Raw genomic sequence first — 23,169 nt, 5'->3', positions numbered from 1 at the left:
TTCAGGTCCCGGCGGCGAAATCGTCGATCAGGCCCGTCACCTCGGTCACGTCCGAGGCTTCCATCACCCGGTGGGCCAGGCGGCGGCAATCCTCGAAGGACAGGGCGCGCACCACCTTCTTGACCCGGGGCACGGCCGAAGCCGTCATCGAGAATGAACGCAGGCCCAGCCCGATCAGCAGCGGCACCACCCGCGGGTCGCCCGCGATCTCGCCGCAGAGCGAAATCGGGCGGTACTGGCGCAGCGCGGCCTCGGTCGCGGCCTGGATCAGGCGCAGCACGGCCGGATGAAGCGGGTGATAGAGCGGCGCCACCTCCGCCGAGCCCCGATCGACCGCGAGCGTGTACATCGTCAGGTCGTTGGTGCCGATGGCCAGGAATTCGGCTTCCTGCGCCAGAGCGTCGCCCATGATGGCCGCTGCCGGGGTTTCGACCATGATGCCCAGCGGTGGCAGGGTGTCGCCCAGTTGGACGCCCTTGCGGCGCAGGCGGCGGGCCACGCGATGATAGATCTCCCGTGCCTCGCGCAGTTCGGGCACGACCGTCACCATCGGCAGCATCACCCGCACCGGTCCGGCGACGGAGGCCTTGAGGATCGCGGCGAACTGGGTTTCCAGCACCGCGGGATAGCGCAGCAGCAGGCGCAGCCCGCGCATCCCCAGCGCGGGATTGATGGTATCGCCTTCCTGGTTCAGCCCGGCGCGCTCCAGGGCTTCGCTATGCTTCTCGCCCCCCCAGTCCACGACGCGGATCGTGGTCGTGTCGCCCGCCATCGTGCCGATGATCTCGGCATAGATCGCCGCCTGCCGGTCTTCGTCCGGCATGGTTGCGGCATTCATGAACAGGAATTCGGTGCGCAGGAGGCCGATGCCCGAGGCCCCGGACTGGGCGATCAGCGGCAGTTCGGCCGGCAGTTCCAGATTGGCCTGCAATTGCAGCTTCTCGCCGCTGGACAGGCGGGCGGGCAGACGGCGCAGGCGACCCAGCGCCTGGCGTTCGCGCGCATGGTCGGCCACCCCGCGCCGCGCGGCCTCCAGCGTCTCCGCGCTGGGATCGATCACCACGTGGCCGGTCGTGCCGTCCACCACCATGGTCGCCCCGTCGCGCGCATGGGCGGTCAGCCCATGGGCGGCCAGCACGGTGGGAATCCCGAGTGCGCGCAGCATGATGGCGGTGTGGTCGGTCGATCCGCCCTCCTCGGTCGCGACCGCGACGATGCGCGAGGGATCGATCAGCGCCGCGTCGGCGGGGCGCAACTGCTCGGCCACCAGCACCGTACCCGCGGGCATCGCGCTGAAGGAACGAAAGGGCGTACGGCCCAGATTGCGCACCAGGCGCTGGCCGATTTCGCGAAACTCTCCGGCGCGGCGCTGGGCGGCGGCCGCGTCTTCGCCGCCGATTTCGGCCCCGTCACGCAGAAGGGCCTGGGCCAGGCTTTCGGTCTCCTCGCGGACGGCCAGTTCGGCCGTGCGTCCGTCGCGGACGATGCGTTCGTGAATCCCGCGTTGCAGGCGCGACGGGCCGAGCATCCGGCGATAGACCTCGAGCAGCGACCCAATCTCGATCTGGCCGTCCTCGGGCAGGATCGCCAGCCGGTCGCGCAGCCGTTCGATCTGGCGCACCGAGCGTTCGATCGCCTCGCCCAGCCGTTCCAGCTCATGCTCCGGATTGTCGGTACGGGCGGCGGCGTCGATATCCGGCGCGGGGCTTTCCAGCACCAGCATCGCCGGACCGATGGCCATGCCCCGGACCGTGGCATCACCACTCAGGCGGATTTCGGGCGGCGTGGTCGCGGGAGCCGCGGCGCGCGGGCGCCGCCGGCGGCGGGGTGAAGTCTGGTCGGGACCGTCAGTCGTCTTCATGGAAGCCAGCCTCGATCAGAGCCATAAGGGCCTCGATCGCCGCATGGGCATCCCATCCGGTGGCCATCAGCGTCACGGATTCCCCACGACCGGCGCCCAGCATCATCAGCCCCATGATCGAGCGCGCCGACACCGTCTGGTCGCCACGCCGGACCTCGACATTCGCATCGAACTGTTCGGCCACCGTCACCAGACGGGCGGCCGCGCGGGCATGCAGGCCCCGGCGATTGACCATCGCGGCGGTTACGGACAGGACATTCGGGTCCTGGGGATCAAGCCCGCCAGAAGACGTGTCGGTGCCGGACATGTGTCCTCAGCCGACCGCCGCCCGCTGCTCGCCCAGCAGGCAGCTCCGGGCGCCGCCCAGACATTGCGGCGGCAGGTGCGAGGCGGTGGAGATGTATTTGCGCCCGGCGCCTTCGGCCAGATCGGCACATTCCTCGAGCGTGTGGGCGTTGCGGATCTGCGCCAGCTTGACCAGCATCGGCACGTTGACGCCGGCCAGGACCTCGACCCGCGCATTCTCCATCATGGAAATGGCCAGGTTGGAGGGCGTGCTGCCGAACATGTCGGTCAGCAGCAGGACGCCGTCGCCCGTGTTGACGCCGGCAATCATCTTTTCCAGGTCCACGCGTCGCAGCACCGGGTCATCCCCGGCCTCTACATTCAGCGTCGCGAGCTGTTCCTGCGGTCCGACCACATGCTCCATCGCGCGCCTGAGTGTCTCGCCCAACGCGCCATGGGTAACGAGGACCATACCGATCATGAAGAATATCGCCCTTCCACGACGTCCGTCACAGGCTCCTTCGGCCGGCTGGCCCATCGCCAACGATATCTGCCTTGCCGCGCCAGTTCGCGATGCATGACGATAACCGACCATGCACCCTGCTCGTCCGTCCCTGATGAAGGGAGATCGGACGGCGCCGCACCAATGTCAATACGAGGCGCCTTCGCTGGCCTCTCGCATGTTCCCGCGCATTCCGCAAGACGTTCGGCCAGGGCCTCGACGATCGTGACCGAACGATGCCGGCCCCCGGAACAGCCTATGGCGATGGTGGCGTATTTCTTGCCCTCGCGCACGAAGCGGGGCAGCACCAGCCCCAGCATGGCGTCGATCTGCTCCAGAAAGTGCGGATAATCCGGGTCGGCGGCGACATAATCCGCCACCTCGGCATCCAGGCCGGTCTTGGCCGCCAGCTCGGTGACGTAATAGGGATTCCGCAGGAACCGGGCGTCGAACACCATGTCGGCCTCGCGCGGCAGGCCGGCGGGAAAGGCGAAGGACATCAATGCCACCGTCAGGCCGCCGCCGCGCCGGTCGCTGCGGGGGGCGAACCGCGTCTCGACCACCTGCCGCAATTCGGGCGGCGGCAGGTCCGACGTGTCGATCACCATATCGGCCGCCGCGCGCAGGCGGGCGGTGAGTTCGATTTCGGCCTCGATCCCTTCCTTGACCGCGCCGCGCATCGCCAGCGGATGGCGGCGCCGGGTGGCGGTGTAGCGGCGCAGCAGCACGCTTTCCTCGGCGGTGGCGTAGATCAGTTCGGCCTGCAGGCCGGGATTGACGCGCAGGCGCCCCAGCGCGGCCATGACGGCCGCCGCGTCGAAACCCCGGGTGCGCGAGTCCACGCCGATCGCCACCGGCTGTTCGGCGCGGGTCACGATTTCGTCCAGCATGCCCAGCGGCGGATTGTCGATCACCTCGTATCCCAGATCTTCCAGGATACGCAGGATCGACGATTTTCCCGCCCCGGACAGGCCGGTGACCAGCAGGATGCGGCGCGGCGCGGGTACTCCGTCGAGTGAAGAATCCGTCACGGGAAATCCTGGCTGAACAAGGGCCGGACACCTTCGGGCACGGGAGCGGCCTGGATATCAGGCGGGCTCACGACACCGTCCCCCAAGCATGGGACACTGAAAGAACCGACATGGGAAGAGGTGCAGGGATTACAATTGCTCGAAGGTTAAAATTTTGCAACGCCCCGCCAGACCGTCAAGAGCCAGGTTGATCCGCGCCACAGCCGAGGGCAATGCCGGGTCCAGCCGGATTTCCGGCAGGCCAGTCAAAGGATCGTGCGCCGCTGCTGGCAGCCGGTCGGGCCTGTCCTCCGGCCTGACCAGCCGCACGGCCAGGACCGCGCGGGCTTCCGCCACGAACGGCAGGCGGGCGATCCCGATGCCCCGGACCTCGATCAACCCGGCCAGCGCCGGGGGGGCCGATGCCCGGTCGCCTTCCAGGACCACGCGATCATCCGCCACCAGATCGTAGCCGGAATCCACCAGCCGCAGCAGCAGATCCGACTTGCCGATGCCCGATGGCCCCAGCAGCAGCACGCCCTGCCGGTCGCGCGCCGCGCAACTGCCATGAACCTGAACCTTTGACGAGCGTAATTGTTCCATGCCCGTTAAAATGACCCCTCAGGGTTGAAATTCACCGTGAACAGAATATGACGTTTTCGTTATCGATGTCCGAAGTGGGAGATCACGCACGGCATGACGGACCACGAGATCCACGTTCGGCATTTGACCGGGATCGATCCGCGAACAACGGGAAAACCGCCCGGTCTGACGGAGCAATGCCGCGTGGCCCTGGACCGTGGCGCCCGTGCCCTGGCGCGCGACGGATACCGGCTGGAGGATGTGACGCGCATCATCTTCCTGATGCGTGACACGGACGGTTTTCCGTCCTGCTTTCCGCTGTTGCGTGACGCATTCGGTGCCGGCCGGCCCGGCACCACCCTGCGGCTGGTCACGGAATTCGACAGTCCCGGAACCCTGATTGAAATCGAACTCGTGGTCGACCCTGCGCAGGTCTGAACGCTGTCAGCGCCGCTGCTGGAGAATACTGGCCAGCGTGAACAGGCGGCGGGCGGTTTCGTTATCCATGTCGATCTTGTCGCGCAGGCGTTCAACCATCAGCGCGGCGCCATCATTATGCAGGCCCCGCCGCCCCATATCGATGGCACGGATGCGCATCGTATTCCCTTCACGCACCGCTTCGTCGAAACTGTCGACCAGCAGGACGTAATCCTTGATCAGGCGGCGGAAGGGCGTGAGCGAGATCCGATAGATGCGCAGCGGCCTGTCGCGCGCATCGCGCACATCGAAGACGAGGCCGTTGGTCTGCACCGACAGATGCAGGATGAAGGGCCCGATCAGCCCTTCGGGCAGGAAACGGGCCGTCTGCTGCAGGTCGGCAATCGCCTGGTTGACGTCGTTCTGCCGTGCCCGGCTGTTCGTCAGCGCGTTCTCGACATCTTCAAGCACGACGCGCGCCAGCACTGTGGAACCGGTCGGCCCGCCGTCATGCGGTGGGTTGTCGGGTAATGGATGCACCGCCTCCCCTTTCCCTTTGCTGCCCCGGTTCGCTCCCGCGGGGCGAGAGCCATGGCCGGTGGAGCATATTACACATCGTGCGTGGCGCCGACACGAGGGGATCGCAGGATAACGTCCCTGTCCACCCGCCCGATTGCGCGTGTTTCAGATTCCAGTCAGCAGGTCAGCGAAAGCGAACCCAGATGGGCGAAGCTGGCCCGTACCCGCGTGCCGGGCTCGACAAAGACGGTCCCGGAGGTCGAGCCTGTGGTGACGATGGTGCCGGCCGCCAGCCCACCGGCATAGCGGGCGGCATGCGATGCCAGCCACACCAGCATGCGGATCGGATCGCCGGCGGAATTGCCACCGACATGATCGACGGCCACGCGGCCGTCGATCGTAAGCGTCACCCGCTCTTGCGTCGGCACCAAAGCGTGCCAGTCTGTCAGAGCCGGGCCGACGAACAGGGCACCGTGGCTCTGCTGGTCGGCCAGATGATCGAACGCGGGCTGGCTGCCCGGCGTGACGAAACGGGTATCGAGGATTTCGATGGCAGGATGTACGGATTCGATCGCGTCACGCACATCCTGCGCCGTATATGGCGCCTCGCGCGGCGGCAGGGCGCGGCCGAAACGATAGGCGATCTCCGCCTCCACCCCGATCAGGCGGCACAGGCCGCGCGGCAGGACCGTCACCGTATCGAACAGGGTCGCATCCAGGATCGGCGCGGTGGCCGGTTCGGAATCCGGCGAAGGGGCCCCGACCTTCCAGCCGGCAATTCTGCCCCCCAGGGCCCGGAGCGTCGCATCCTGAATGCGATAGGCCTCGTCTTCCGAGGAAACATGATAGCCGCCGGGAAGAGAATCCAGCGGAGGCGCTCCGGCACGGACCCGAAGGAAGGCTTCAGCCAGTTGTTCGACAGACACGGTTACGCCTGCCCCACCGCGTGTCCGAAGCGGGCCTTTCCGTCGCGATCGGTCACAGCAACGACTGAGACCGGCTGAGCACCATGTTGCAGACTTTCTGGGTCACCTGCTGCTTGACGCCCTGCCCCGCCGAAGCGAGCGAGAAGCTCTTGCCGTTGCCCGTATCCAGCAGCCCGCGCTGGCCGGCCTGATACGCGCTGTCGCCCTGGCCGCTGATCCCGGCCTTCTGCCCGAGGGCGCTCATGACCGGCGAGGCGGTGCTGGCCCCCAGGAAATTGTTCTGGACGCAATAGCCCAGCAGCCCGACCAGGTTGCTGGAACCGGCGGAGGACACCGATGGCAGGCCCATCGTCCCCATCATGCCCTGCCCCATGTCGGACATGCCGGGCATCGACGGCATCTGGGCGCGCGCCGACCGCGAGCCGGAAAGCGATACGGCCGCCATGACGGCCGCGAACGACAAGGCAACGAAGTGACGGTTCATGCACCACATCCTTTTTCTGGCTCTTTGCCGAATATAACCTGTCGATATGGCCAGAATATGAATGATGATGTCGTGACAAGCGAATAAAATCTGACACGCAAGTCAGAATCCCGAGTTGAACGCCATCGTGTAGTAAAGCTGCCTGATCAGCGGTGTCAGCACGTACTGGATCAGCAGCAGCAGCACCAGCGGGCTGAAATCCATATTGCCGGTGGCGGGCAGGATGCGGCGGATCGGCCGCAGCGCCGGCTCGGTCAGCCGATCCAGGAACCGGCCGATCGACCAGACCATCTGGCTACGGGTATCCAGGACACCGAATGCGTACAGAAAGCTGAACACGCAGGAAATGATGACCACCCATGTATAGAGCCTGATGACATTGAGCAGCAGGCCGAAGATAAGCGTGAGCAACGTGATGATCCCTGCATTGGACGGGCGGCGAGTCTATCGAAGCCTACCGGAGCATACAACACCGGCCGGGTCCAAACGCGCTTGACAAACATCCTGCACCCGCTATTTATCCACCCCGTCAGGCAGTGGGGCTGTAGCTCAGTTGGGAGAGCGCCTCGTTCGCAATGAGGAGGTCAGGGGTTCGATTCCCCTCAGCTCCACCACTTGCCTGGACAATCCCCTGATTCATCACTGAAAATTTCTCTGGCTGGACGCTGTTTGTCCCGCGCGTGCGGCCGTGTGCCCTGTGGTCGTTCACGCCGGAGAGTCTCCGGTGCCCTATCCTCGCGCCGATCCGGTGCTACACAGGAGAGAACTGAGGACACACAGGGAGCCATTCGGGTGAAACGTGGATTTTTCAGCAAGGCCAACGCATTCGTGATTGCGGGAATGCTGGTGGTGGCAGCCCCTCGGGCCATCGCGGCCGAGTCGTCGTCATGCCAGTCGCAAACCTGCCAGGCCGCCGCGAAAGACTGGCGGACGGTGCGCAACGGAACCGTCAATGCCGCGCAGGGCACGGCGCGATGGAGCAGGAAGACCGGCACGAAAAGCTGGAACACGGTACGCAACGGCACGGTCGATGCCGCCCACGCCACGGGACAATGGACCGAAAAGACCGGCCGCAAGGTCGGTCACTGGGGATCGAACGCGGCGAAAGATACCAGGGATTTTTTTACTGGGCACTGACGGGGGAAGTCTGCCTGCGTGAAGAGCGCATCTTCTTTTTCTGAAGAAAAAGAAGCAAAAAGACTTTGATCCGTTCAGGGACATCGCATGCCCCCAGCCCAAGGCTCCTGAACGAATCAAAAGTTTTTTGGTTCTTTTTTTCAAAAAAGAACGACTACCGCTTCAATGTTCGAGAAAAACCATCGTGTGCGATGACCATTTTTATAAAAATAATTACTGATCCATAAGATTTTCAGACTTCGCCATCGACCGGGTCCAGAAGATCCGGCCCGTCATGGCCGACCTTGTTGACCCGTGTGCCGACCCGCCACGCCCGCAACATGTCGGCAGGTGCCGGGGCCAGCAATTGTTGTGCGATTGCGGGTGGGGCGCCGAACCAGGCATCGCGATCCTGGTCCGCGATAAGGACGGGCATGCGTTCGTGAATGGGCCGGGTTGCCGCATTGGCCTGCGTGGTCACGATGGCGAAGCTGCGCAGGATATCGCCTTCATATTCCCAGGATTCCCAGATCGCGGCCAGGGCCAGGGGTTGGCCGTCGCGCCGGGCGAAGGCCCATGGTTGCCGGGGGGATGGGCCGGATTGCCATTCGTAATAGGCCGTCGCGGGGACGAGGCAGCGGCGGGAGCGAAAGGCGGCGCGAAACATGCCGGACGTCGCAACGGTTTCCGCCCGCGCATTGATCGGCTGCCGGCCCATGTCGTGCGCCCAGTTGGGAACCAGCCCCCATAACAGCAGATCCAGCCGCAGATCGAGGCTGACCGGATGGCGGCGCACCACCGCCACGGGCTGACGGGGCGCGATGTTCCATGAGGGCAGCCAGTCCGGCGCGGAGCCCGCGATATGGAAGGCCTGCCGCATCCGCTCCAGCGACAGGGTATTGGCGAACCGTCCGCACATCGTTCAGGTGGACGCGGAGCCCAAATCGACGGCAACCGACCATGCCCCATGCCATTCCTCGCCGGGACCGATATGCAGCAGGCCGGGCTTGTTCGTGAATTCGCCTGAAAAACCCTGGGGTGTCGCAAAACCGTACCAGGGTTCGATGCACAGGAAATCGGCCCCCGGCTTGGTCCATAATCCCAGTTCGCGAAACCCTTCCCAGGCCAGCGTCACGCCTGTTCCGTCCGGTGCGTGAAAGCTTACGCTGCGGCTGGCCGGTGCATCCATGATCACTGCATCGTCGATGAACAGATCGTCGGATAAGGCGAGCGTCTGCCCGACGATCGGCGAGGGAAATGGCGTGGGCTGGAGCAGGCCGCCGTCAATCCGCCGGATCGGCGTGGGTTCGGGCTGGTCGAAGGTCAGCACATGGTCCTGCCTGGCCACGCCCCGGCGCTGTGGCCAGGCAAAGGCCGGATGCGCGCCCAGCGAGGCCGGCAGGACCTGAACCGGGTCGGGATTATGCAGCCGGTAGCGCACATGCAGCGTATCGCCCACGGCCTGATAATCCAGCGCCAGTTCGAAGCGGAACGGAAAAATCGTTCTGCTGTCTGCATCGTCGGTCAGGACCAGCGTGCATCCGTCAGGCCGGCGGTCCTGCCATGCAAAAGCGCGATCACGCGCAAAACCATGCTGGGTCAGGCGAAAGGGTCGGCCATCGATCCAGGCCGTATCGTCCGGCAGGCGACCGACGATGGGAAACAGCACCGGAGAGCGCCGGGGCCAGGCCGGCAGCCCGGCCCACAGACGTTCCTGCCCGACCCCGTCGACCAGCGACTGCAATTCCGCGCCGTGTCCGGCAACGCGGGCCGTAATCCGGTCCGAACCGAAGACATGATCCGTCATCGCATTTCCTCCGTATGCCGGCCCGTGTGTTTGACGATCAGAACGGGCGGACAATCACCATGATCACCACAACAGCCATCAGGATGGTCGGAATTTCGTTCGCCGCACGATAGAAATTTTCCGGCCGCGTGTTTCTGTCTTCCGCGAAGTCGCGGCGCCAGCGCGCGCATGCGCCATGAAAGCCGGCCAGGCCGAGCACCGAGACAATTTTGAGATACCACCAGCCGGCATGCCAATCGACAGTGCCGGGTGTGAGCACCAGCAGGGTGCCGAACAGAAAGGTGCTGATCATGGCCGGGTTCATGATCTGGCGCAGCAATTTGCGTTCCATCACCTTGAAGCGCGCGCTTTCGGCCGAACCGGGCGCGGCCTGGCAATGATAGACGAACAGGCGCGGCAGATAGAACATGCCCGACATCCACGCGATCAGCGACATCACGTGCAGCGCCTTGAACCATGCCAGCCAGGGCAGGAATCCCAGGATCAAGACCGGGCTCCATGGGCTGCCTGGGCGGCCTGAATCCGCTCCAGGAAGGGGGCGAATTCCGACAGATGCCCGATCCGGAACAGGCCCGGCCAATCCGGTGCCGGCAGGTCGAGCGGACGCAGCAGCACGCAGGCCATCCCGGCGGCCCGCGCGGCGCTGGCGCCGGTATCGGTATCTTCCAGCACGACGCATTCGTCCGCCGGCACGCCTTCGGTTTCGGCCGCATGCAGATAGACGGCCGGATCGGGCTTCGGCTTGCCCATGTCGCGCGCCGAGTGGACCCGATCGGCTACGAACTGATCCAGGCCGGTGCGCGCAAACTTTACATCCATCTCGGCGATCGAGGAATTGGAGCCAACCCGGACCGGCAGATCGAGCCCGATCACCGCCGTCAGCATATCGTGCGCGCCGTCGATGACGCGTGCCTCTTCACGCATCAGGTCGACGAGCTTGTATTGCACGATCGTCGCCCAGTCGTCGGGCAGCTTGCGGCCGGTCTCTGCCTCGGCTTCGACCTTGATACGCGTCAGGGCCCGTCCGGCCAGACGCTGCACCGCTTCCTCGTCACCATAGTCCAGGCCGATCTGGCGCAATTCCTGCGCCACCAGCCGGCAGGACGGGCCCTCGCTGTCGATCAGCACGCCGTCGCAATCAAAAATCACCAGGCGGAGCCGCCCATCCGGACGAACGGCCTTGGGCAGCGCGTCCAGGCTCATGGCCCGACCTCCCGGACTGCCCGCACCAGTTTGCCCACATGCTCGGGCGGCGTTGCCGGCACCACCCCGTGGCCGAGATTGAAGACATGCGGCCGGCCCTTCATCGCGTCGCGGATGGCACGGGCTTCCTGCGTCATCGCATCGCCGCCCGCCAGCAGCAGCAGCGGGTCGAGATTGCCCTGGAGCGCCACATTGTCGGGCAGCAGGCCGCGCATCGCATTCATGTCCGCGCCGGTATCCAGCGCGATGACCCGCACCCCGGTCTCCCGCGCATATTCCGTCGCCATCACCCCGGCCAGGCGCGGGAAACCGATCACGGGCACGCCGGGCCGGCGGGCATGGATTTCCTGCACGATGGCGCGGGTGGGCGCGATCACGTGGCGGCGGAACTGGCTCGGTGGCAGCAGGCCCGACCAGCTGTCGAACAGCATCACCGCCTCGGCCCCGGCATCGATCTGCGCCACCAGCATTTCGGCGGTCGCCTCGGTCAGGCGGGCCATCAGCCGGTCGAACAGCAGCGGATCGGCATAGGCCATGCCGCGCGTGGCGTCGAACTCCCGCGATCCATGGCCTTCGACCATGTAGCACGCCACGGTGAACGGCGCGCCGGCAAAGCCCAGCAATGTGGTGCGGCCGCCCTGCGCGGCGCCGATTGTATCCGGACCGTCCAGGATGCCGCGCAGGCGCGTCAGGGTTTCCATCACCGGTGCCGTCGCCTCGGGCACCCGCTTCGGGTCCAGCCGGTCGAGATCGGCCTGGCTGCGGATCGGCCCCAGCACGGGCCCGGTGCCGTGCACGAACTCCAGCGACTGGCCCATTGCCCAGGGCAGGATCAGGATGTCGGAAAACAGGATCGCCCCGTCCATGGCGTAGCGCCGGATCGGCTGTAGCGTGATTTCGGTCGCGAGATCGGGCGTCATGCAGCGGGTGATGAAATCCGCCTGATCGCGCAGGGCCCGGAATTCCGGCAGGTAGCGGCCGGCCTGGCGCATCAGCCAGAGCGGCGGGGGCCACACGGCCTCGCCCTGTAGGACCCGCAGAAGGGGTTTGCCTGTGTCCGTCATCGCCTGTCCGCCGTCACATCGTTCATCTCGGGACTATCCCGTACTTTTCTCGGGGATGACAGGACCGCACATCAAGGTCCGGTACGCCGTCACCAGATTTCCGGACCAACCTCTAAACATGAAATAAGAAGAAAGAAACGCTGATGAGGTTAATAGGCCCTGTGGATGACGGGGTACCCGCATTTCCAAAAACGTACCCCGTCTTTCCCACAAGGTGTACAGTTTCATTCACACAGGGATTCATAAGGTTAGATGAGTTATCCCGAATGTGCCGACAAGGGGCTGTGTACAACCCACCGTGTCGGCGGCTGTGAGGGTTGTCCACGGTACTCGGTACGATCAAGAAGCGTCTGGAGTACTATCCCCATGTACCCCAGTACTCGTTCGGTCCGATCACAGGGTTTCTTTTTTTCAGTACGGAGAGCCGGCGCATGAGCGACTCGTCATTAGTACTAATCGCGACTCTTCTACAGGCCGAGTCGCCCCGGATAGTACTGGCCAGCCAGTCCACCACCCGGCGCAACCTGCTGGAACAGGCCGGAATCCGCGTCGAAACCCGCCCTGCCCGCATCGACGAAGCCACGGTGCGGGAATCGGCACGCGCCGAGGGCCTGTCGGCCGGCGACTGCGCGCTGCTGCTCGCCGAACTCAAGGCGCGGCGCATCCACGAGCCCGATTGCGTGGTGATCGGTGCCGACCAGATCCTGGAATGCGACGGCGTATGGTTCGAAAAGCCCGCCGACCGGGCAGCGGCGCGGGCCCAGTTGCTGAACCTGCGCGGGCGGGCACATGTGCTGCACAGCGCGGTGGTGGTGATGCGCGACGGGCAGGTGATCTGGCAGCATGTCGCCCGGCCGGAACTGACCATGCGGCGGTTTTCCGAATCCTTCCTCGATGCCTATCTGGATCTGGAAGGCGAAGCCGTCCTGTCCTCGGTCGGGGCCTATCGGCTGGAAGGGCCGGGCATTCACCTGTTCGAGCGGGTGACGGGCGAGCATGCGGCTATTCTGGGGCTGCCTCTGCTGCCGCTGCTGGGGTTTCTGCGCCAGCATGGGGTGGTTCTTGCGTAGGGTTTCTGTTCTTTTTTGAAAAAAAAGAACCAAAAAACTTTGATTCGTTCAGGAGCCTTGTGCTGGGAACACGCGATGTTCCTGAACGATTAAAAGTCTTTTTGCTTCTTTTTCGGAAGACAAAAGAAGGGAACTTCCCTTCCCCCGACACGGCGGAAAAAATCCACGGACGGGCTTGCCAAGGAAACAGGGCACAGCTATACCCCGCCCACCCGCACGTCATCGCTGACGGCGCGGGCCGGTTGGACGGGGCCATAGCTCAGTTGGGAGAGCGCCTGAATGGCATTCAGGAGGTCGTCGGTTCGATTCCGATTGGCTCCACCAATCCCTTCCGGCCCATTTTTCCAGACAATCTGATCATGACGCCGGGCTGAGAAAACGCAGCGTTTCCTGGCCCATTATCGTGTCCTGCCCCGCAAGGGCCGCAGCGCCCGGTTCCAGACCAGCATCGCGCACAGGCTCGTGGCTGCCAGAGTCCCGATCATCATGCCCCCCACCGCCGTCCAGTCCGCCGTCCATGGCAGTTGCAGGACCTGGCGCATGACCAGCCAGGCGGCCGATGCGCCCAGCAGGATGGCCGAGATGCCGGCCACGAGCCCCAGCAGCGTGAATTCGATCAGCCAGATCGTGCGGATCTGGCGCGGCCCCGCGCCCACTGCCTGAAGGATGGCGGCATTGGCGACCCGCTGGCGCCAGCCTGCGGCCAGGGTCGCCGCCAGGACCAGCGCCCCCGACGCCATGATGATCGAGGCCGCGACGCTCAGCGCCGTGGCGATCTGCCCGGCCAGTGCGGTCAGCCGGGCCAGCACATCGGCGACGCGGATACCGGTCACGCCGGGCAGCGCATCCGTGATGGCGGCCAGCGTGGCCGCATCCTGATCGGCGCGGCCGTCGGTGGCCAGCGTGGCCACGAACGTATGGGGCGCGTGCGACAGCAGGCCCGGCGAGACGACGAACGCGAAATTGAGCTGGAGTGATCGCCAGGCGACGGCACGCAGGTTCGCAACCCGGACGTCGATCGCGCGGCCCAGCACGTTCAGCCGGATGGTGGAACCGACCTGCACACCCCACCCCTGCGCCAGCCCGGCATCCAGCGACAGCAGGGGGGGCCCGTCATAATCGGCCGGCCACCATGTGCCTTCGGCCAGCCTAGTGCCGGGTGGCGGCGTTGCCGCCACGGTCAGCCCGTGATCGCCGCGCAGGGCCCAGCGCGTCTGCGGCGTGGCGTTGACCCGTTCGGCCGGCACGCCGTCGACCGCGACGACGCGCGTGCGCATCGAAGGCAGTTGCTGGACCGCGCGAACCGATGGCTGGGCCTTGGCCAGACTGTCGAACCGGTCCAGATCGCCGGGCTGGATATCGATGAAATAGAAGGCAGGGGCGTTATGCGGCATCTGGTCGCGCAACTGTGCCATCATCGCGCCCTCGGTCAGCAGGATGGCGGCCATGGCCGCCAGTCCGGCCCCCAGTGCGGTCACCATGCGCGTGGTCGTCGCATTGCGATGGGCAGACAGCGCCAGCGCCAGCCTCGGCACGCCCCGCGCCGTATCCAGCCGCGCCAGCAGGGCGGACACACCCCAGCGCAGTGTCGTGCCGGCCAGGACCAGGATGCCGGCGGCGAACAGGACGACGGCAAGGAAGCCTGCGGCGAAGAGTGGACTGTCCGCCAGCCGGACCGTCAGCACCCCTGCCAGGATCACGCACAGGATCAATGCCGTGCCGACGCGCCAGGACCGCACGCGCATTGTTCCGCGCTGGATCTGTTCGAGGAACAGGGAGGCCGGGCTGATGGCGCAGGCGCGGGCCAGCGGCACGATCACCGACAGCAGGGCGACCAGCACGCCGAACAGGCCGGCCGTCAGCACGGGCAGAAGCGGCGGCACCATTGTCGTTTCGATCGGCAGCAGGCCGCTCAGCATGCGTGCGGCCAACGGCGGCAGCAACAGGGCGGGCACCATGCCGGCGCCGATGCCGATACCGCACAGGGCGGCGATCTGAAGGCCGAATGTGCGCCGGATCAGCGGCCCCGAGGCGCCGAGGCAGCGCAGGATGGCAATCGTCCGTCCCCGTCCCTCCAGCCAGGCGGCGACGCCGGTCGAGACCCCCAGGCCGCCCAGCAGCAGGGCGCATAATCCGATCAGCGCCAGGAAGCGGGCCATCTGGTCCACGGTGCGGGTCAAGGCGGGGGCCGCGTCGGCCTCGCCACGAATACGCCACCCCTGGTCCGGGAAGCGGGCGGTGATCGCGGCGGCCATTGCGTGGGCGCGGGCCGGCCGCTCTGCCGCCGGCCCATCCAGCGCCAGGCGCAGCGCGTGGTTGACCAGGGCGCCCGGCTGCATCAGTCCGGCTTCGTCCAGGGCCGAGCGGGTGGTCATGACCGTGGGCGCCAGCGTCACCGTGCCGGCGCCGTCCGGGGTGCGGTCCAGGCTGCCGGCGACATGGAAGCGGGCGGTGCCGATCCGCACGATCGTGCCGACCTTCAGCCCCAGCCGGTCGATCACCAGCGGGTCGGCCAGCAGGGCGGGCAGGCCGTGATCCGGCGCCAGGGCTCGATTGAGAGGAGCCTGCGGCGTGAGCGCGATTGTGCCGACCAGCGGATAGGAATCATCGACCGCCGAGAGTTCGACCAGCATCCGGGCATCGGCCTGACCCGCGCCGCGCGGCGCGTAGAGCATCGAGCGCATGCGCAGCACCCCCGACACCCGGGCTCCGTGCGCGGTCGCGAAAACGGCCAGTTCGGTGGGCAGCGGATCGCTGCTTTCGATCGACAGGTCGCCGCCCAGCAGGGTGCGCTGCTCGCCGGCGATGCCGTCGCGGATCATGTCGCGCAGGCCGCCCACCCCGCCGATGGTGGCCACCCCCAGCGCCAGGCAGGCCAGCACGATACGCATTCCGCCGATGCCGCCGCGCAGGTCGCGCCACGCCAGCCGGGCGGCCAGGCGCCACTGGCTCACGAGGTGGGCTCCCGCATCGGGTGGTCGGTGGTGACGTGTCCATCATCCACGCGCAGGCGGCGGTCGCAGCGTGCCGCCAGGGCCGGATCATGGGTGATCAGGACGAGTGTGGTGCCGTATCGCCGTTGCAGGCTGAACAGCAGGTCCATCACCGCCGCACCGGTGCGGCTGTCCAGATTGCCGGTCGGCTCGTCGGCCAGCAGCAGGCGCGGCCGGGTGACGAAGGCGCGGGCCAGTGCCACGCGCTGCTGTTCGCCGCCCGAGAGTTCGGCCGGCAGGTGATCCAGCCGGTGCCCCAGCCCCACCGCATCCAGTGCCGTGCGGGCGGCGGTGGCGCCGTCGGGGCGGCCGGCCAGTTCGAGCGGCACCAGCACGTTTTCCAGCGCTGTCATGGTGGGGATCAACTGGAAGGACTGGAAGACGATGCCCATCGTCTCGCGCCGGAAACGGGCCAGCGCGTCTTCGTTCAGGTCGCCCAGCGTGGTGGCGGCGATGCGGATCGTGCCGCGTGTCGGGCGTTCCAGGCCTGCCAGCAGCATCAGCAAGGACGTCTTGCCCGATCCGGAAGGCCCGATGATGCCCAGTGCCTCGCCTTCTGCCACGCGCAGGTTGACCCCGTGCAGGATCGTCAATGCCCCCTGCCCGGCCTCGCCGTCCCGGCGTGGATTGACCGCACTGGCACGGGCCGGCACTGTCAGCCACAGATCCTGTGCCTCGACCAGCGTCGTCCGTCCATTCGGGAGCCCGTCGCCGTCCATGCGTTTTCCTTCCCACAGGGTATGGTCCTGCCTGCACGCTACACGGCGCCGGCATGGGGCCCGAACGGTTTTTCCGCTTCTGCTGGCCTGTCTGTGGGCTGTCTTTATCTCGCCCTGTCACGCGGCCGATCGCCCGGTGCGGATTCTGGCGCTGGGCGATTCCCTGACTGCCGGATACGGGCTGGCGCACGCGGACGGCTTCGTGCCGCGCCTTCAGGCGGCGCTGGATGCGCGCGGCGATGCGATCACGATCCTGGATGGCGGCGTCTCGGGCGATACCAGCACCGATGCCCTGGCGCGGCTGGACTGGGCGCTGGGCGATAACCCTGACGCGGTGATCGTGGAACTGGGCGGCAATGACGGGCTGCGCGGGCTGGACCCGGCACGGATGGAACAGAACCTGACGGCGATCCTGGACCGGCTGCAGCAGGCCCATCTGCCGGTGCTGCTGTCGGGCATGTATGCGCCGCCCAATATGGGGGCGGGTTACAGCCAGTCCTTCCGCGCCGTGTTCGAGCGCCTGTCGCATCGGCCCGGTATACTGTGGGACCCGTTCTTCCTCGATGGCGTGGCGGCGCATCCGGAGCTGGAACAGGCGGATCATATCCATCCCAACCCCGCCGGGGTCGCCGTTATCGTGGCGCGGATGGTGCCTTTGGTGGAGCGGCTGGCGCGTCGGCCGTGAGGGGTTTCTGTTCTTTTTTGCAAAAAAGAACCAAAAAATTCTGATTCGTTCAGGAGTTTTGTGCTGGGGACAGGCGACGGCCCAGAACGATTCAAAGTCTTTTTTCTTCTTTTTCTTCAGAAAAAGAAGGGAAGACGCTTCGTTTTGTCAGGGATTTCCGAAGGCTCCATGGTGGGCGCACAAGGACTCGAACCTTGGACCCGCTGATTAAGAGTCAGCTGCTCTACCAACTGAGCTATGCGCCCATGGAGTGTCCCTCTCGGGTGACGCGCTTCTAACAGCGTCAGGGGATGAGGGCAAGCGGTTTTATCGAAAAAATGTCCTGCATTCTCAGCTGTTCAGACGTGCAAGTACGGTATCGAACTGATCCAGCGACTGATAGAGGATACGGATGGCTCCGCCGCGCCCGTCAAACGAGATCTGGACCTTCAGGCCCAGCCGGGCTGTGAGGTCGCGTTCCAGAACCTGGATTTCGGGGTTCTTGCGTTCGGCATTTTCGGCCAGAGCGGACTTTGCTGACTGGCGGACGGCTTTCTGGACCAGGGCTTCGGTCTGGCGGACATTCAGCCCCTGCTCCAGCACCGTCTTCAGGGCCGCGACCGGGTCGGGGTGGCCCAGCAGCGCGCGGGCGTGGCCCGCCGTCAGCCGGCCGTCGCGCAGGGCGGCGCGCACCGGCTGCGGCAGGTTGAGAAGCCGCACCATGTTGGCGACGTGCGAGCGCGACTTGCCCAGCGCGCCGGCCAGCTCTTCCTGCGTCAGGCCGTAATCCTGCAGCAGCCGTTGCAGGCCCTCGGCCTCTTCCACGGCATTCAGGTCGGCGCGTTGCAGGTTCTCGACCAGGGCGGCGGCCATGGCGTCGCCGTCGTCCAGCGCGCGGATATGGACCGGCACCTCGTGCAGGGCCGCCATCTGTGCCGCGCGCCAGCGGCGTTCTCCGGCGATGATCTGGTAATGGCCTGCGCGCTCGGGGTGCGGGCGGACCAGGATCGGTTGCAGGATGCCGCGCGTGCGGATGGAATCCGCCAGCTCGGCCAGGGCCTCGGGCTCCATCACCTGGCGCGGCTGGAACGGTCCGGGCTCCAACTGGTCCACCCCCAGCGTGCCGGTGCGGTCCTGCTCCGTCCGGCCCGAGACGCGGGCGATGGCGGCGGGAGCCTGGTCGCCCAGCAGGGCCGCGAGGCCCCGGCCGAGGCGCGGACGTGTCTGGTCTTTCTTGGTGCTCATGCCCGCGCCTTCTTCTTTCTGGGAGTCTTCAGACCGTTCCGGGCGATCACCTCGTCCGCGAGGGCCTGATAGGCCATGGCGCCGCTGGACCGGCCATCATAGGCCATGACCGAGCGCCCGTGGCTCTGGGCCTCGGAGATGCGGATATTGCGCGGAATCAGCGTTTCCATCACCTGTTCGCCGAAGAAGCTGCGCGCGTCGGCGGCGACCAGTTCCGACAGATTGTTGCGCCGGTCGTACATCGTCAGCACGATGCCCGCGACATGCAGGTCGGAATTGAAGGCGCGGCGTACCCGGTCGACGGTGCGGACCAGCTGGCTGATGCCTTCGAGCGCGAAGAATTCGCATTGCAGCGGCACGATCACGCCGTCGGACGCCACCAGCGCGTTCAGCGTCAGCAGCCCCAGGCTGGGCGGGCAATCGATCAGGACCACGTCGAAACCGCTGGCGGCACGGGTGATGGCGTCGCGCAGGCGGAATTCGCGCCGGTCCATCATCACCAGTTCCAGCTCGGCGCCGGCCAGTTCGGTATCGGCGGCGATGATCTTCAGGCCGGGAATTTCGGTGTCCTGGGCCAGGTCGGCCATCGCGACATCGTCCATCAGCAGGGCATAGGTGCCCTGTCGCCTTGCGTCGTAACCGACGCCCAGACCGGTCGAGGCATTGCCCTGCGGGTCGAGGTCGACCAGCAGGACGGACAGGCCGCGTTCGGCCAGTCCGGCGGCCAGATTGATGGCCGTGGTTGTTTTACCCACGCCGCCTTTCTGGTTGGCGAGGGCAAGAATGCAGGAAGCGCGCGCGGCGTCAGGGGCCCGTTGCGCGTTCTGAGTGTCTGGCACGCGTGATTTCACCCAGTTTGAGAATGGTACCGTCCGCGTTGGTGCGGCTTGGCAATCGGGATACTGCCATGTGCCAGTCGGCGGCGGCCGAGGTCAACTCATCGTCGACATTTCTGCCTTTCAGGAACAGGCAAAACCCATCGGGCGCCAGCAGGCGGCTGCTCCATTCCAGCAATTGCGGCAGGGCGGCCAGCGCGCGGGCGGTCACGACCTGCACCGGCGGGATGTCGACCTCTTCGATCCGTCGCGCCAGCACGGTGACGCGTGCGCCTGCCGCCCGCGCGGCCTCGCGCAGGAAGGCCGCCTTGCGCTGGTCGGATTCGATCAGCGTCACCTCGGCGTCGGTCGCGATCGCGATGATCAGGCCGGGGAACCCCCCGCCCGAACCCAGATCGGCCAGGCGCGCACCGGGCGGGATCAGCGATGCCAGTTGCAGCGAGTCCGCGATGTGGCGGTCCCACAGATGTGGCAGGTCGCGGGGCGAGACCAGATTGATGCGGCCGTTCCAGCGGGTCAGAATCTCGGCGAAGCATTCCAGCCGCGGGCCGAGATCGGCTGGCAGTTCGGCGACGGTTTCGGGTTTCACGTGAAACATCATGCCACCTGCCTGATATGGGCCAGCAGTGCCATCAGCGCGGAGGGCGTGACACCGGGAATGCGCTGGGCGGCGCTGAAGCTGGCGGGTTTGGCCGAGGCCAGACGTTCCTGCATCTCGCTGCTCAGGCCGCCGATATGGCGGTAATCGAGATCGGGCGGCAGGGCGATGCGGGTTTCGGCCTCCAATTGCCGGATCTCGCGCGCCTGGCGGGCCAGATAGCCGCTATAGCGGGCTTCGGTTTCGACATGGCGGCGGACGCGTGGGGAAAGGCCCGCGAACCATGGGGCGACCCGCGCCACTTGGTCCGGCGTGGCGGCTGTAGCCAGCACGTCCAGCAATGTGCGCCGGCGCCCGTCGGCGGAGACGGCGATGCCGGCCTGCTGCAAGCCGTCGGGCAGGAAGCTCTCCTGCCCCGCGCGCTGCATCGCCGTATCGATGGCGGTGCGGTCGGCTTCGAACAGGCGCGTGCGCTCGGCGCCTACGCAGCCCCAGCCGATCCCCAGGCCGGTCAGGCGCAGATCGGCATTGTCGGCCCTCAGGCTGAGTCGATATTCCGAGCGCGAGGTGAACATCCGATAGGGTTCGGATACGCCCTGGGTGGTCAGATCGTCGATCATCACGCCCAGATAGGCGGTGCCGCGATCGATGGTCACACCCTGCCCGCCCCCGGCGCGGCGTGCCGCGTTCAGCCCGGCCAGGATTCCCTGTGCGCCGGCTTCCTCATATCCGGTCGTGCCGTTGATCTGGCCGGCCAGGAACAGGCGCGGGAGTGCCGTCAGTTCCAGCGTCGGGCTCAGGGCGCGCGGATCGACATAATCATATTCCACCGCATAGCCGGGCCGCACGATGCGGCAGCGTTCCAGACCGGGGATGGAGTGGATCATCTTCTCCTGGATGTCGGCCGGCAGGCTGGTCGAGATACCGTTGGGATAAACCAGGTCCCCGCCCTCATTCCCCGGCAGCGCTTCGGGTTCGAGGAAGATCTGGTGGCTGTCGCGTTCGGCGAACCGGACCACCTTGTCTTCGATCGAGGGGCAGTAACGCGGGCCGCGCCCGGCAATGGCGCCGCCATAGACGGCCGAGAGATGCAGATGCTCGCGGATCAGCGCATGGGTCTGCGCCGTGGTGGCGGTGATCCGGCATGAGAGTTGCGGGTTGTCGATCGCGCCGGTCAGGCGGCTGAACGGTTCGGGTTCGGCATCGCCCTTGTCTTCGGCCAGGCTGTCCCAGTCGATCGTGCTGCGGTCCAGCCGCGCCGGCGTACCGGTCTTCAGCCGGCCCATCGGCAGGCCCAGCGCCTGCAACCGTTCGCCCAGTGCCTGGGCCGGCGCTTCCCCGACCCGGCCGGCCGGATGGCTGTCATGGCCGATATGGATCACGCCGCGCAGGAAGGTGCCGGCCGTCAGCACCACCGCGCCGGCCGCGATGCGGCGCCCGTCTTCGCACACCACGCCGGCCACCTGTCCAGCATCATCGACGATCAGATCACCTGCCCCGCCTTCCGCGATGTCCAGATTCGCGGTCTCGGCCAGCAGCTCCTGGATGGCGCGCCGATAGAGCGAGCGGTCGGCCTGCGCGCGCGGGCCATGGACGGCCGGCCCCTTGGAGCGGTTCAGCAGCTTGAAATGAATCCCTGCCCGGTCGGCGGCGCGGCCCATCAGCCCGTCCAGCGCATCGATCTCGCGCACCAGGTGGCCCTTGCCGATGCCGCCGATCGCGGGGTTGCAGGACATGGCGCCGATCGTGTCCCGCCGATGCGTCAGCAACAGCGTGCGCGCGCCGCACCGGGCCGAAGCCGCCGCAGCCTCACACCCCGCATGCCCCCCGCCAATGACGATGACGTCGTATTCGCCAGCCACCCTTGCCTGCTCCCTCACTTGCCGATGCAGAACTGGCCGAAGACGGTATCCAGCAGATCCTCGACCCCGACCGCGCCCGTCAGGCGCCCCAGGGCGCGCATCGCCAGCCGCATTTCTTCGCCCCGCATCTCTGGCCAGTGCATATCCAGTGCGGCGGCCAGATGGCCAGCGCTTTCTTCAATCGCGGCGCGATGGCGTGCCCGCGTCAGCGGCGGCCCGGCTTGTGCCGCCGTCAGGGCACGGGCCCGATCGGCCAGTGAATTGGTCAGACTCTCGATCCCGATCCCTTCGCGCACGCTGATGGCGATGGCGTCGGGTGGACCTGCGACCATGGGTTTCAGGTCGATCTTGTTGCGGACCAGGATGGCATTGGCGGGTAGATCGTCGGGCGGTGTGTCGCCGTCGAACATGCCGACCACGCAGTCCGCCTGTTTCACGTGAAACAGGGCGCGGCGCACGCCCTCGGCTTCGATCTCGTCCTCGGTCTCGCGCAGGCCCGCAGTGTCGATCAGGGTCACGGGCACATCGCCCAATACCACCCGCACCTCGATCGCATCGCGGGTGGTGCCGGCGCGCGGCGAGACGATGGCCACGTCCCGTTCGGCCAGCCTGTTCAGCAGGCTGGACTTGCCGACATTGGGCGCGCCGACAATGGCAAACAGCAGGCCCCTCCGCAGGCGCTCGCCCCGTCCGCCATCGTCCAGATGGGCGCGCATTTCGCCGGTCAGGCTGCGCAGTTCGTCCATCAGCGCCTGTTCGATTTCGGGTGGCAGGTCCTCGTCCGGGAAGTCGATCAATGCTTCCTGATGGGCGAGCATTGTGCGCAGCCGTGTTGCCCATCCGTCATACAGGCGGCTCAGCGTGCCGTCGGCCTGCTCCAGCGCCTGGCGGCGCTGGGCTTCGGTTTCGGCGTCGATCAGGTCCGCAATGCCTTCGGCCTCGATCAGGTCCAGCCGGCCGCGCATGAAGGCGCGGCGGGTGAATTCACCCGGTTCGGCCGGCCGGGCGCCGAGCGCCACCAGCGCGTCGGCCACGGCGGCAATCACGGCCGGCCCTGCATGCAGGTGCAGCTCCGCGCTGTCTTCACCGGTATAGCTGTGCGGGCTGGGGAACCACAGCACCAGCGCCCGGTCCAGCAGGATAGGTTCGGCATCGCCCGCTCCGTGCCGCAATCCGCGCAGCGTGGCCCGGCGTGGTGCGGGCAGCGTGCCGCAGAGCCGGCGCAGGATCTCGCCGCATCCCGCACCGGTCAGGCGCATGACCGCGATGGCCGCGCGCCCTGCTCCGCTGGCCAGGGCAAAGATCGGCGCATCGGGTTCTGTCCGTGCCGGGGGCCGTTCGGAGGGCATCGTGTCTGTTCCTGTCGTCATGGGGCGTCTGCTCGCCGCTCTTGCATGTCGCAACCT

General features: G+C 66.6%; 25 protein-coding genes and 3 tRNA genes. 6 read left to right on the top strand and 22 right to left on the bottom strand.

The features are described 5' to 3' along the window. Nucleotide 1 precedes the first annotated feature (1 nt). From ptsP to HLH35_RS03920, 5 genes are all read right to left on the bottom strand, one after another. Entirely contained in the window at nucleotides 2-1,861 is a 1,860-nt protein-coding gene (gene ptsP / locus HLH35_RS03940) for a phosphoenolpyruvate--protein phosphotransferase (RefSeq protein ID WP_182977872.1), read from the bottom strand. Continuing rightward, the gene (locus HLH35_RS03935; RefSeq protein ID WP_182966272.1) at nucleotides 1,848-2,168 is read right to left on the bottom strand and encodes an HPr family phosphocarrier protein; all 321 of its coding nucleotides are present in this window, start codon (nucleotides 2,166-2,168) and stop codon (nucleotides 1,848-1,850) included. The genes ptsP and HLH35_RS03935 overlap by 14 nt, the downstream gene beginning before the upstream one ends. A gap of 6 nt (nucleotides 2,169-2,174) precedes the next feature. Beyond that, on the bottom strand, nucleotides 2,175-2,627 hold the full coding sequence (locus HLH35_RS03930; protein WP_182966274.1) for a PTS sugar transporter subunit IIA: 453 nt from the start codon (nucleotides 2,625-2,627) through the stop codon (nucleotides 2,175-2,177). Continuing rightward, the gene (rapZ, locus tag HLH35_RS03925) at nucleotides 2,624-3,679 is read right to left on the bottom strand and encodes an RNase adapter RapZ (protein ID WP_182977871.1); all 1,056 of its coding nucleotides are present in this window, start codon (nucleotides 3,677-3,679) and stop codon (nucleotides 2,624-2,626) included. Before rapZ ends, HLH35_RS03930 begins: the two co-directional genes overlap by 4 nt. A 129-nt stretch (nucleotides 3,680-3,808) precedes the next feature. Then, nucleotides 3,809-4,261 (bottom strand): HPr kinase/phosphorylase, encoded by a 453-nt coding sequence (locus tag HLH35_RS03920; RefSeq protein ID WP_182977870.1) that lies wholly within the window; start codon nucleotides 4,259-4,261, stop codon nucleotides 3,809-3,811. A gap of 183 nt (nucleotides 4,262-4,444) precedes the next feature. On the opposite strand from HLH35_RS03920, the gene HLH35_RS03915 reads away from it, so the two are divergent. Continuing rightward, on the top strand, nucleotides 4,445-4,678 hold the full coding sequence (locus HLH35_RS03915; protein WP_246384810.1) for a RidA family protein: 234 nt from the start codon (nucleotides 4,445-4,447) through the stop codon (nucleotides 4,676-4,678). Between the two features lie 6 nt (nucleotides 4,679-4,684). Here HLH35_RS03915 and HLH35_RS03910 read toward each other — a convergent pair whose 3' ends face one another. The 4 genes from HLH35_RS03910 to HLH35_RS03895 all read right to left on the bottom strand — a co-directional run bounded on the left by HLH35_RS03910 (nucleotide 4,685) and on the right by HLH35_RS03895 (nucleotide 6,997). Next, nucleotides 4,685-5,197, bottom strand: coding sequence for a UPF0262 family protein (locus tag HLH35_RS03910; RefSeq protein WP_338029285.1), 513 nt, complete (start codon nucleotides 5,195-5,197; stop codon nucleotides 4,685-4,687). Between the two features lie 155 nt (nucleotides 5,198-5,352). After that, nucleotides 5,353-6,102 carry a fumarylacetoacetate hydrolase family protein gene (locus HLH35_RS03905; protein WP_182977868.1) on the bottom strand — a complete coding sequence of 250 codons (750 nt, stop codon included), beginning with the start codon at nucleotides 6,100-6,102 and terminating at the stop codon, nucleotides 5,353-5,355. A 52-nt stretch (nucleotides 6,103-6,154) separates the two neighbouring features. Further along, entirely contained in the window at nucleotides 6,155-6,586 is a 432-nt protein-coding gene (locus HLH35_RS03900) for a YjjA family protein (protein ID WP_246384809.1), read from the bottom strand. Between the two features lie 102 nt (nucleotides 6,587-6,688). Further along, the gene (locus tag HLH35_RS03895; RefSeq protein WP_182977866.1) at nucleotides 6,689-6,997 is read right to left on the bottom strand and encodes a YggT family protein; all 309 of its coding nucleotides are present in this window, start codon (nucleotides 6,995-6,997) and stop codon (nucleotides 6,689-6,691) included. A gap of 127 nt (nucleotides 6,998-7,124) precedes the next feature. Between HLH35_RS03895 and HLH35_RS03890 the strand changes: the two genes are divergently transcribed. Then, nucleotides 7,125-7,200 (top strand) — tRNA-Ala (locus tag HLH35_RS03890). Nucleotides 7,201-7,378: 178 nt separating this feature from the next. Next, nucleotides 7,379-7,723, top strand: a complete 345-nt coding sequence (locus HLH35_RS03885) for a hypothetical protein (RefSeq protein ID WP_182977865.1) — start codon at nucleotides 7,379-7,381, stop codon at nucleotides 7,721-7,723. Nucleotides 7,724-7,955: 232 nt separating this feature from the next. Here HLH35_RS03885 and HLH35_RS03880 read toward each other — a convergent pair whose 3' ends face one another. The 5 genes from HLH35_RS03880 to hemE are packed head-to-tail and all read right to left on the bottom strand — an operon-like array spanning nucleotide 7,956 to nucleotide 11,776. Continuing rightward, on the bottom strand, nucleotides 7,956-8,621 hold the full coding sequence (locus tag HLH35_RS03880; protein ID WP_182977864.1) for an SOS response-associated peptidase: 666 nt from the start codon (nucleotides 8,619-8,621) through the stop codon (nucleotides 7,956-7,958). Nucleotides 8,622-8,624: 3 nt separating this feature from the next. Then, on the bottom strand, nucleotides 8,625-9,509 hold the full coding sequence (locus tag HLH35_RS03875; protein WP_182977863.1) for an aldose 1-epimerase family protein: 885 nt from the start codon (nucleotides 9,507-9,509) through the stop codon (nucleotides 8,625-8,627). Nucleotides 9,510-9,546: 37 nt separating this feature from the next. Then, nucleotides 9,547-9,996, bottom strand: coding sequence for a protoporphyrinogen oxidase HemJ (gene hemJ / locus HLH35_RS03870; protein WP_182966294.1), 450 nt, complete (start codon nucleotides 9,994-9,996; stop codon nucleotides 9,547-9,549). Beyond that, nucleotides 9,993-10,712: an HAD family hydrolase gene (locus tag HLH35_RS03865; protein ID WP_182977862.1), complete on the bottom strand. Its 720-nt coding sequence runs from the start codon at nucleotides 10,710-10,712 to the stop codon at nucleotides 9,993-9,995. The genes hemJ and HLH35_RS03865 overlap by 4 nt, the downstream gene beginning before the upstream one ends. Further along, the gene (hemE, locus tag HLH35_RS03860) at nucleotides 10,709-11,776 is read right to left on the bottom strand and encodes a uroporphyrinogen decarboxylase (RefSeq protein WP_182977861.1); all 1,068 of its coding nucleotides are present in this window, start codon (nucleotides 11,774-11,776) and stop codon (nucleotides 10,709-10,711) included. Before hemE ends, HLH35_RS03865 begins: the two co-directional genes overlap by 4 nt. Before the next feature lie 431 nt (nucleotides 11,777-12,207). On the opposite strand from hemE, the gene HLH35_RS03855 reads away from it, so the two are divergent. Together HLH35_RS03855 and HLH35_RS03850 are read left to right on the top strand one after the other, a co-directional pair. Next, a complete protein-coding gene (locus tag HLH35_RS03855) occupies nucleotides 12,208-12,846 on the top strand; it encodes a Maf family protein (protein WP_182977860.1) in 639 nt (212 codons plus the stop codon). A 248-nt stretch (nucleotides 12,847-13,094) separates the two neighbouring features. Continuing rightward, nucleotides 13,095-13,170: transfer RNA gene (locus tag HLH35_RS03850), tRNA-Ala, on the top strand. Nucleotides 13,171-13,244: 74 nt separating this feature from the next. On the opposite strand, the gene HLH35_RS03845 is transcribed toward HLH35_RS03850, so the two are convergent. Continuing rightward, nucleotides 13,245-15,800, bottom strand: coding sequence for an FtsX-like permease family protein (locus tag HLH35_RS03845; protein ID WP_182977859.1), 2,556 nt, complete (start codon nucleotides 15,798-15,800; stop codon nucleotides 13,245-13,247). Beyond that, nucleotides 15,797-16,558, bottom strand: coding sequence for an ABC transporter ATP-binding protein (locus HLH35_RS03840; protein WP_182977858.1), 762 nt, complete (start codon nucleotides 16,556-16,558; stop codon nucleotides 15,797-15,799). Before HLH35_RS03840 ends, HLH35_RS03845 begins: the two co-directional genes overlap by 4 nt. Between HLH35_RS03840 and HLH35_RS03835 the strand changes: the two genes are divergently transcribed. Beyond that, nucleotides 16,557-17,243, top strand: a complete 687-nt coding sequence (locus HLH35_RS03835; RefSeq protein WP_182977857.1) for an arylesterase — start codon at nucleotides 16,557-16,559, stop codon at nucleotides 17,241-17,243. The two genes, HLH35_RS03840 and HLH35_RS03835, sit on opposite strands and share 2 nt — an antisense overlap. Before the next feature lie 169 nt (nucleotides 17,244-17,412). Here HLH35_RS03835 and HLH35_RS03830 read toward each other — a convergent pair. The 6 genes from HLH35_RS03830 to mnmE all read right to left on the bottom strand — a co-directional run bounded on the left by HLH35_RS03830 (nucleotide 17,413) and on the right by mnmE (nucleotide 23,112). After that, nucleotides 17,413-17,488, bottom strand: a tRNA-Lys gene (locus tag HLH35_RS03830). 85 nt (nucleotides 17,489-17,573) lie between these two features. Continuing rightward, nucleotides 17,574-18,467, bottom strand: a complete 894-nt coding sequence (locus tag HLH35_RS03825; protein WP_182977856.1) for a ParB/RepB/Spo0J family partition protein — start codon at nucleotides 18,465-18,467, stop codon at nucleotides 17,574-17,576. Beyond that, entirely contained in the window at nucleotides 18,464-19,252 is a 789-nt protein-coding gene (locus tag HLH35_RS03820) for an AAA family ATPase (RefSeq protein ID WP_182977976.1), read from the bottom strand. The genes HLH35_RS03825 and HLH35_RS03820 overlap by 4 nt, the downstream gene beginning before the upstream one ends. 19 nt (nucleotides 19,253-19,271) lie before the next feature. After that, nucleotides 19,272-19,904 (bottom strand): 16S rRNA (guanine(527)-N(7))-methyltransferase RsmG, encoded by a 633-nt coding sequence (gene rsmG / locus HLH35_RS03815; RefSeq protein WP_182977855.1) that lies wholly within the window; start codon nucleotides 19,902-19,904, stop codon nucleotides 19,272-19,274. After that, complete coding sequence (gene mnmG, locus HLH35_RS03810) at nucleotides 19,901-21,763, bottom strand: tRNA uridine-5-carboxymethylaminomethyl(34) synthesis enzyme MnmG (protein ID WP_182977854.1); 1,863 nt, start codon at nucleotides 21,761-21,763, stop codon at nucleotides 19,901-19,903. Before mnmG ends, rsmG begins: the two co-directional genes overlap by 4 nt. A gap of 14 nt (nucleotides 21,764-21,777) precedes the next feature. Then, nucleotides 21,778-23,112, bottom strand: coding sequence for a tRNA uridine-5-carboxymethylaminomethyl(34) synthesis GTPase MnmE (gene mnmE / locus HLH35_RS03805; protein ID WP_182977975.1), 1,335 nt, complete (start codon nucleotides 23,110-23,112; stop codon nucleotides 21,778-21,780). Between the last annotated feature and the right edge of the window lie 57 nt (nucleotides 23,113-23,169).

Source organism: Gluconacetobacter asukensis (genome assembly GCF_014174375.1).
Classification (GTDB): domain Bacteria; phylum Pseudomonadota; class Alphaproteobacteria; order Acetobacterales; family Acetobacteraceae; genus Gluconacetobacter; species Gluconacetobacter asukensis.
The sequence above is the reverse complement of the archived record's forward strand: the minus strand, read 5'-3'. Positions and strand labels throughout refer to the sequence as shown.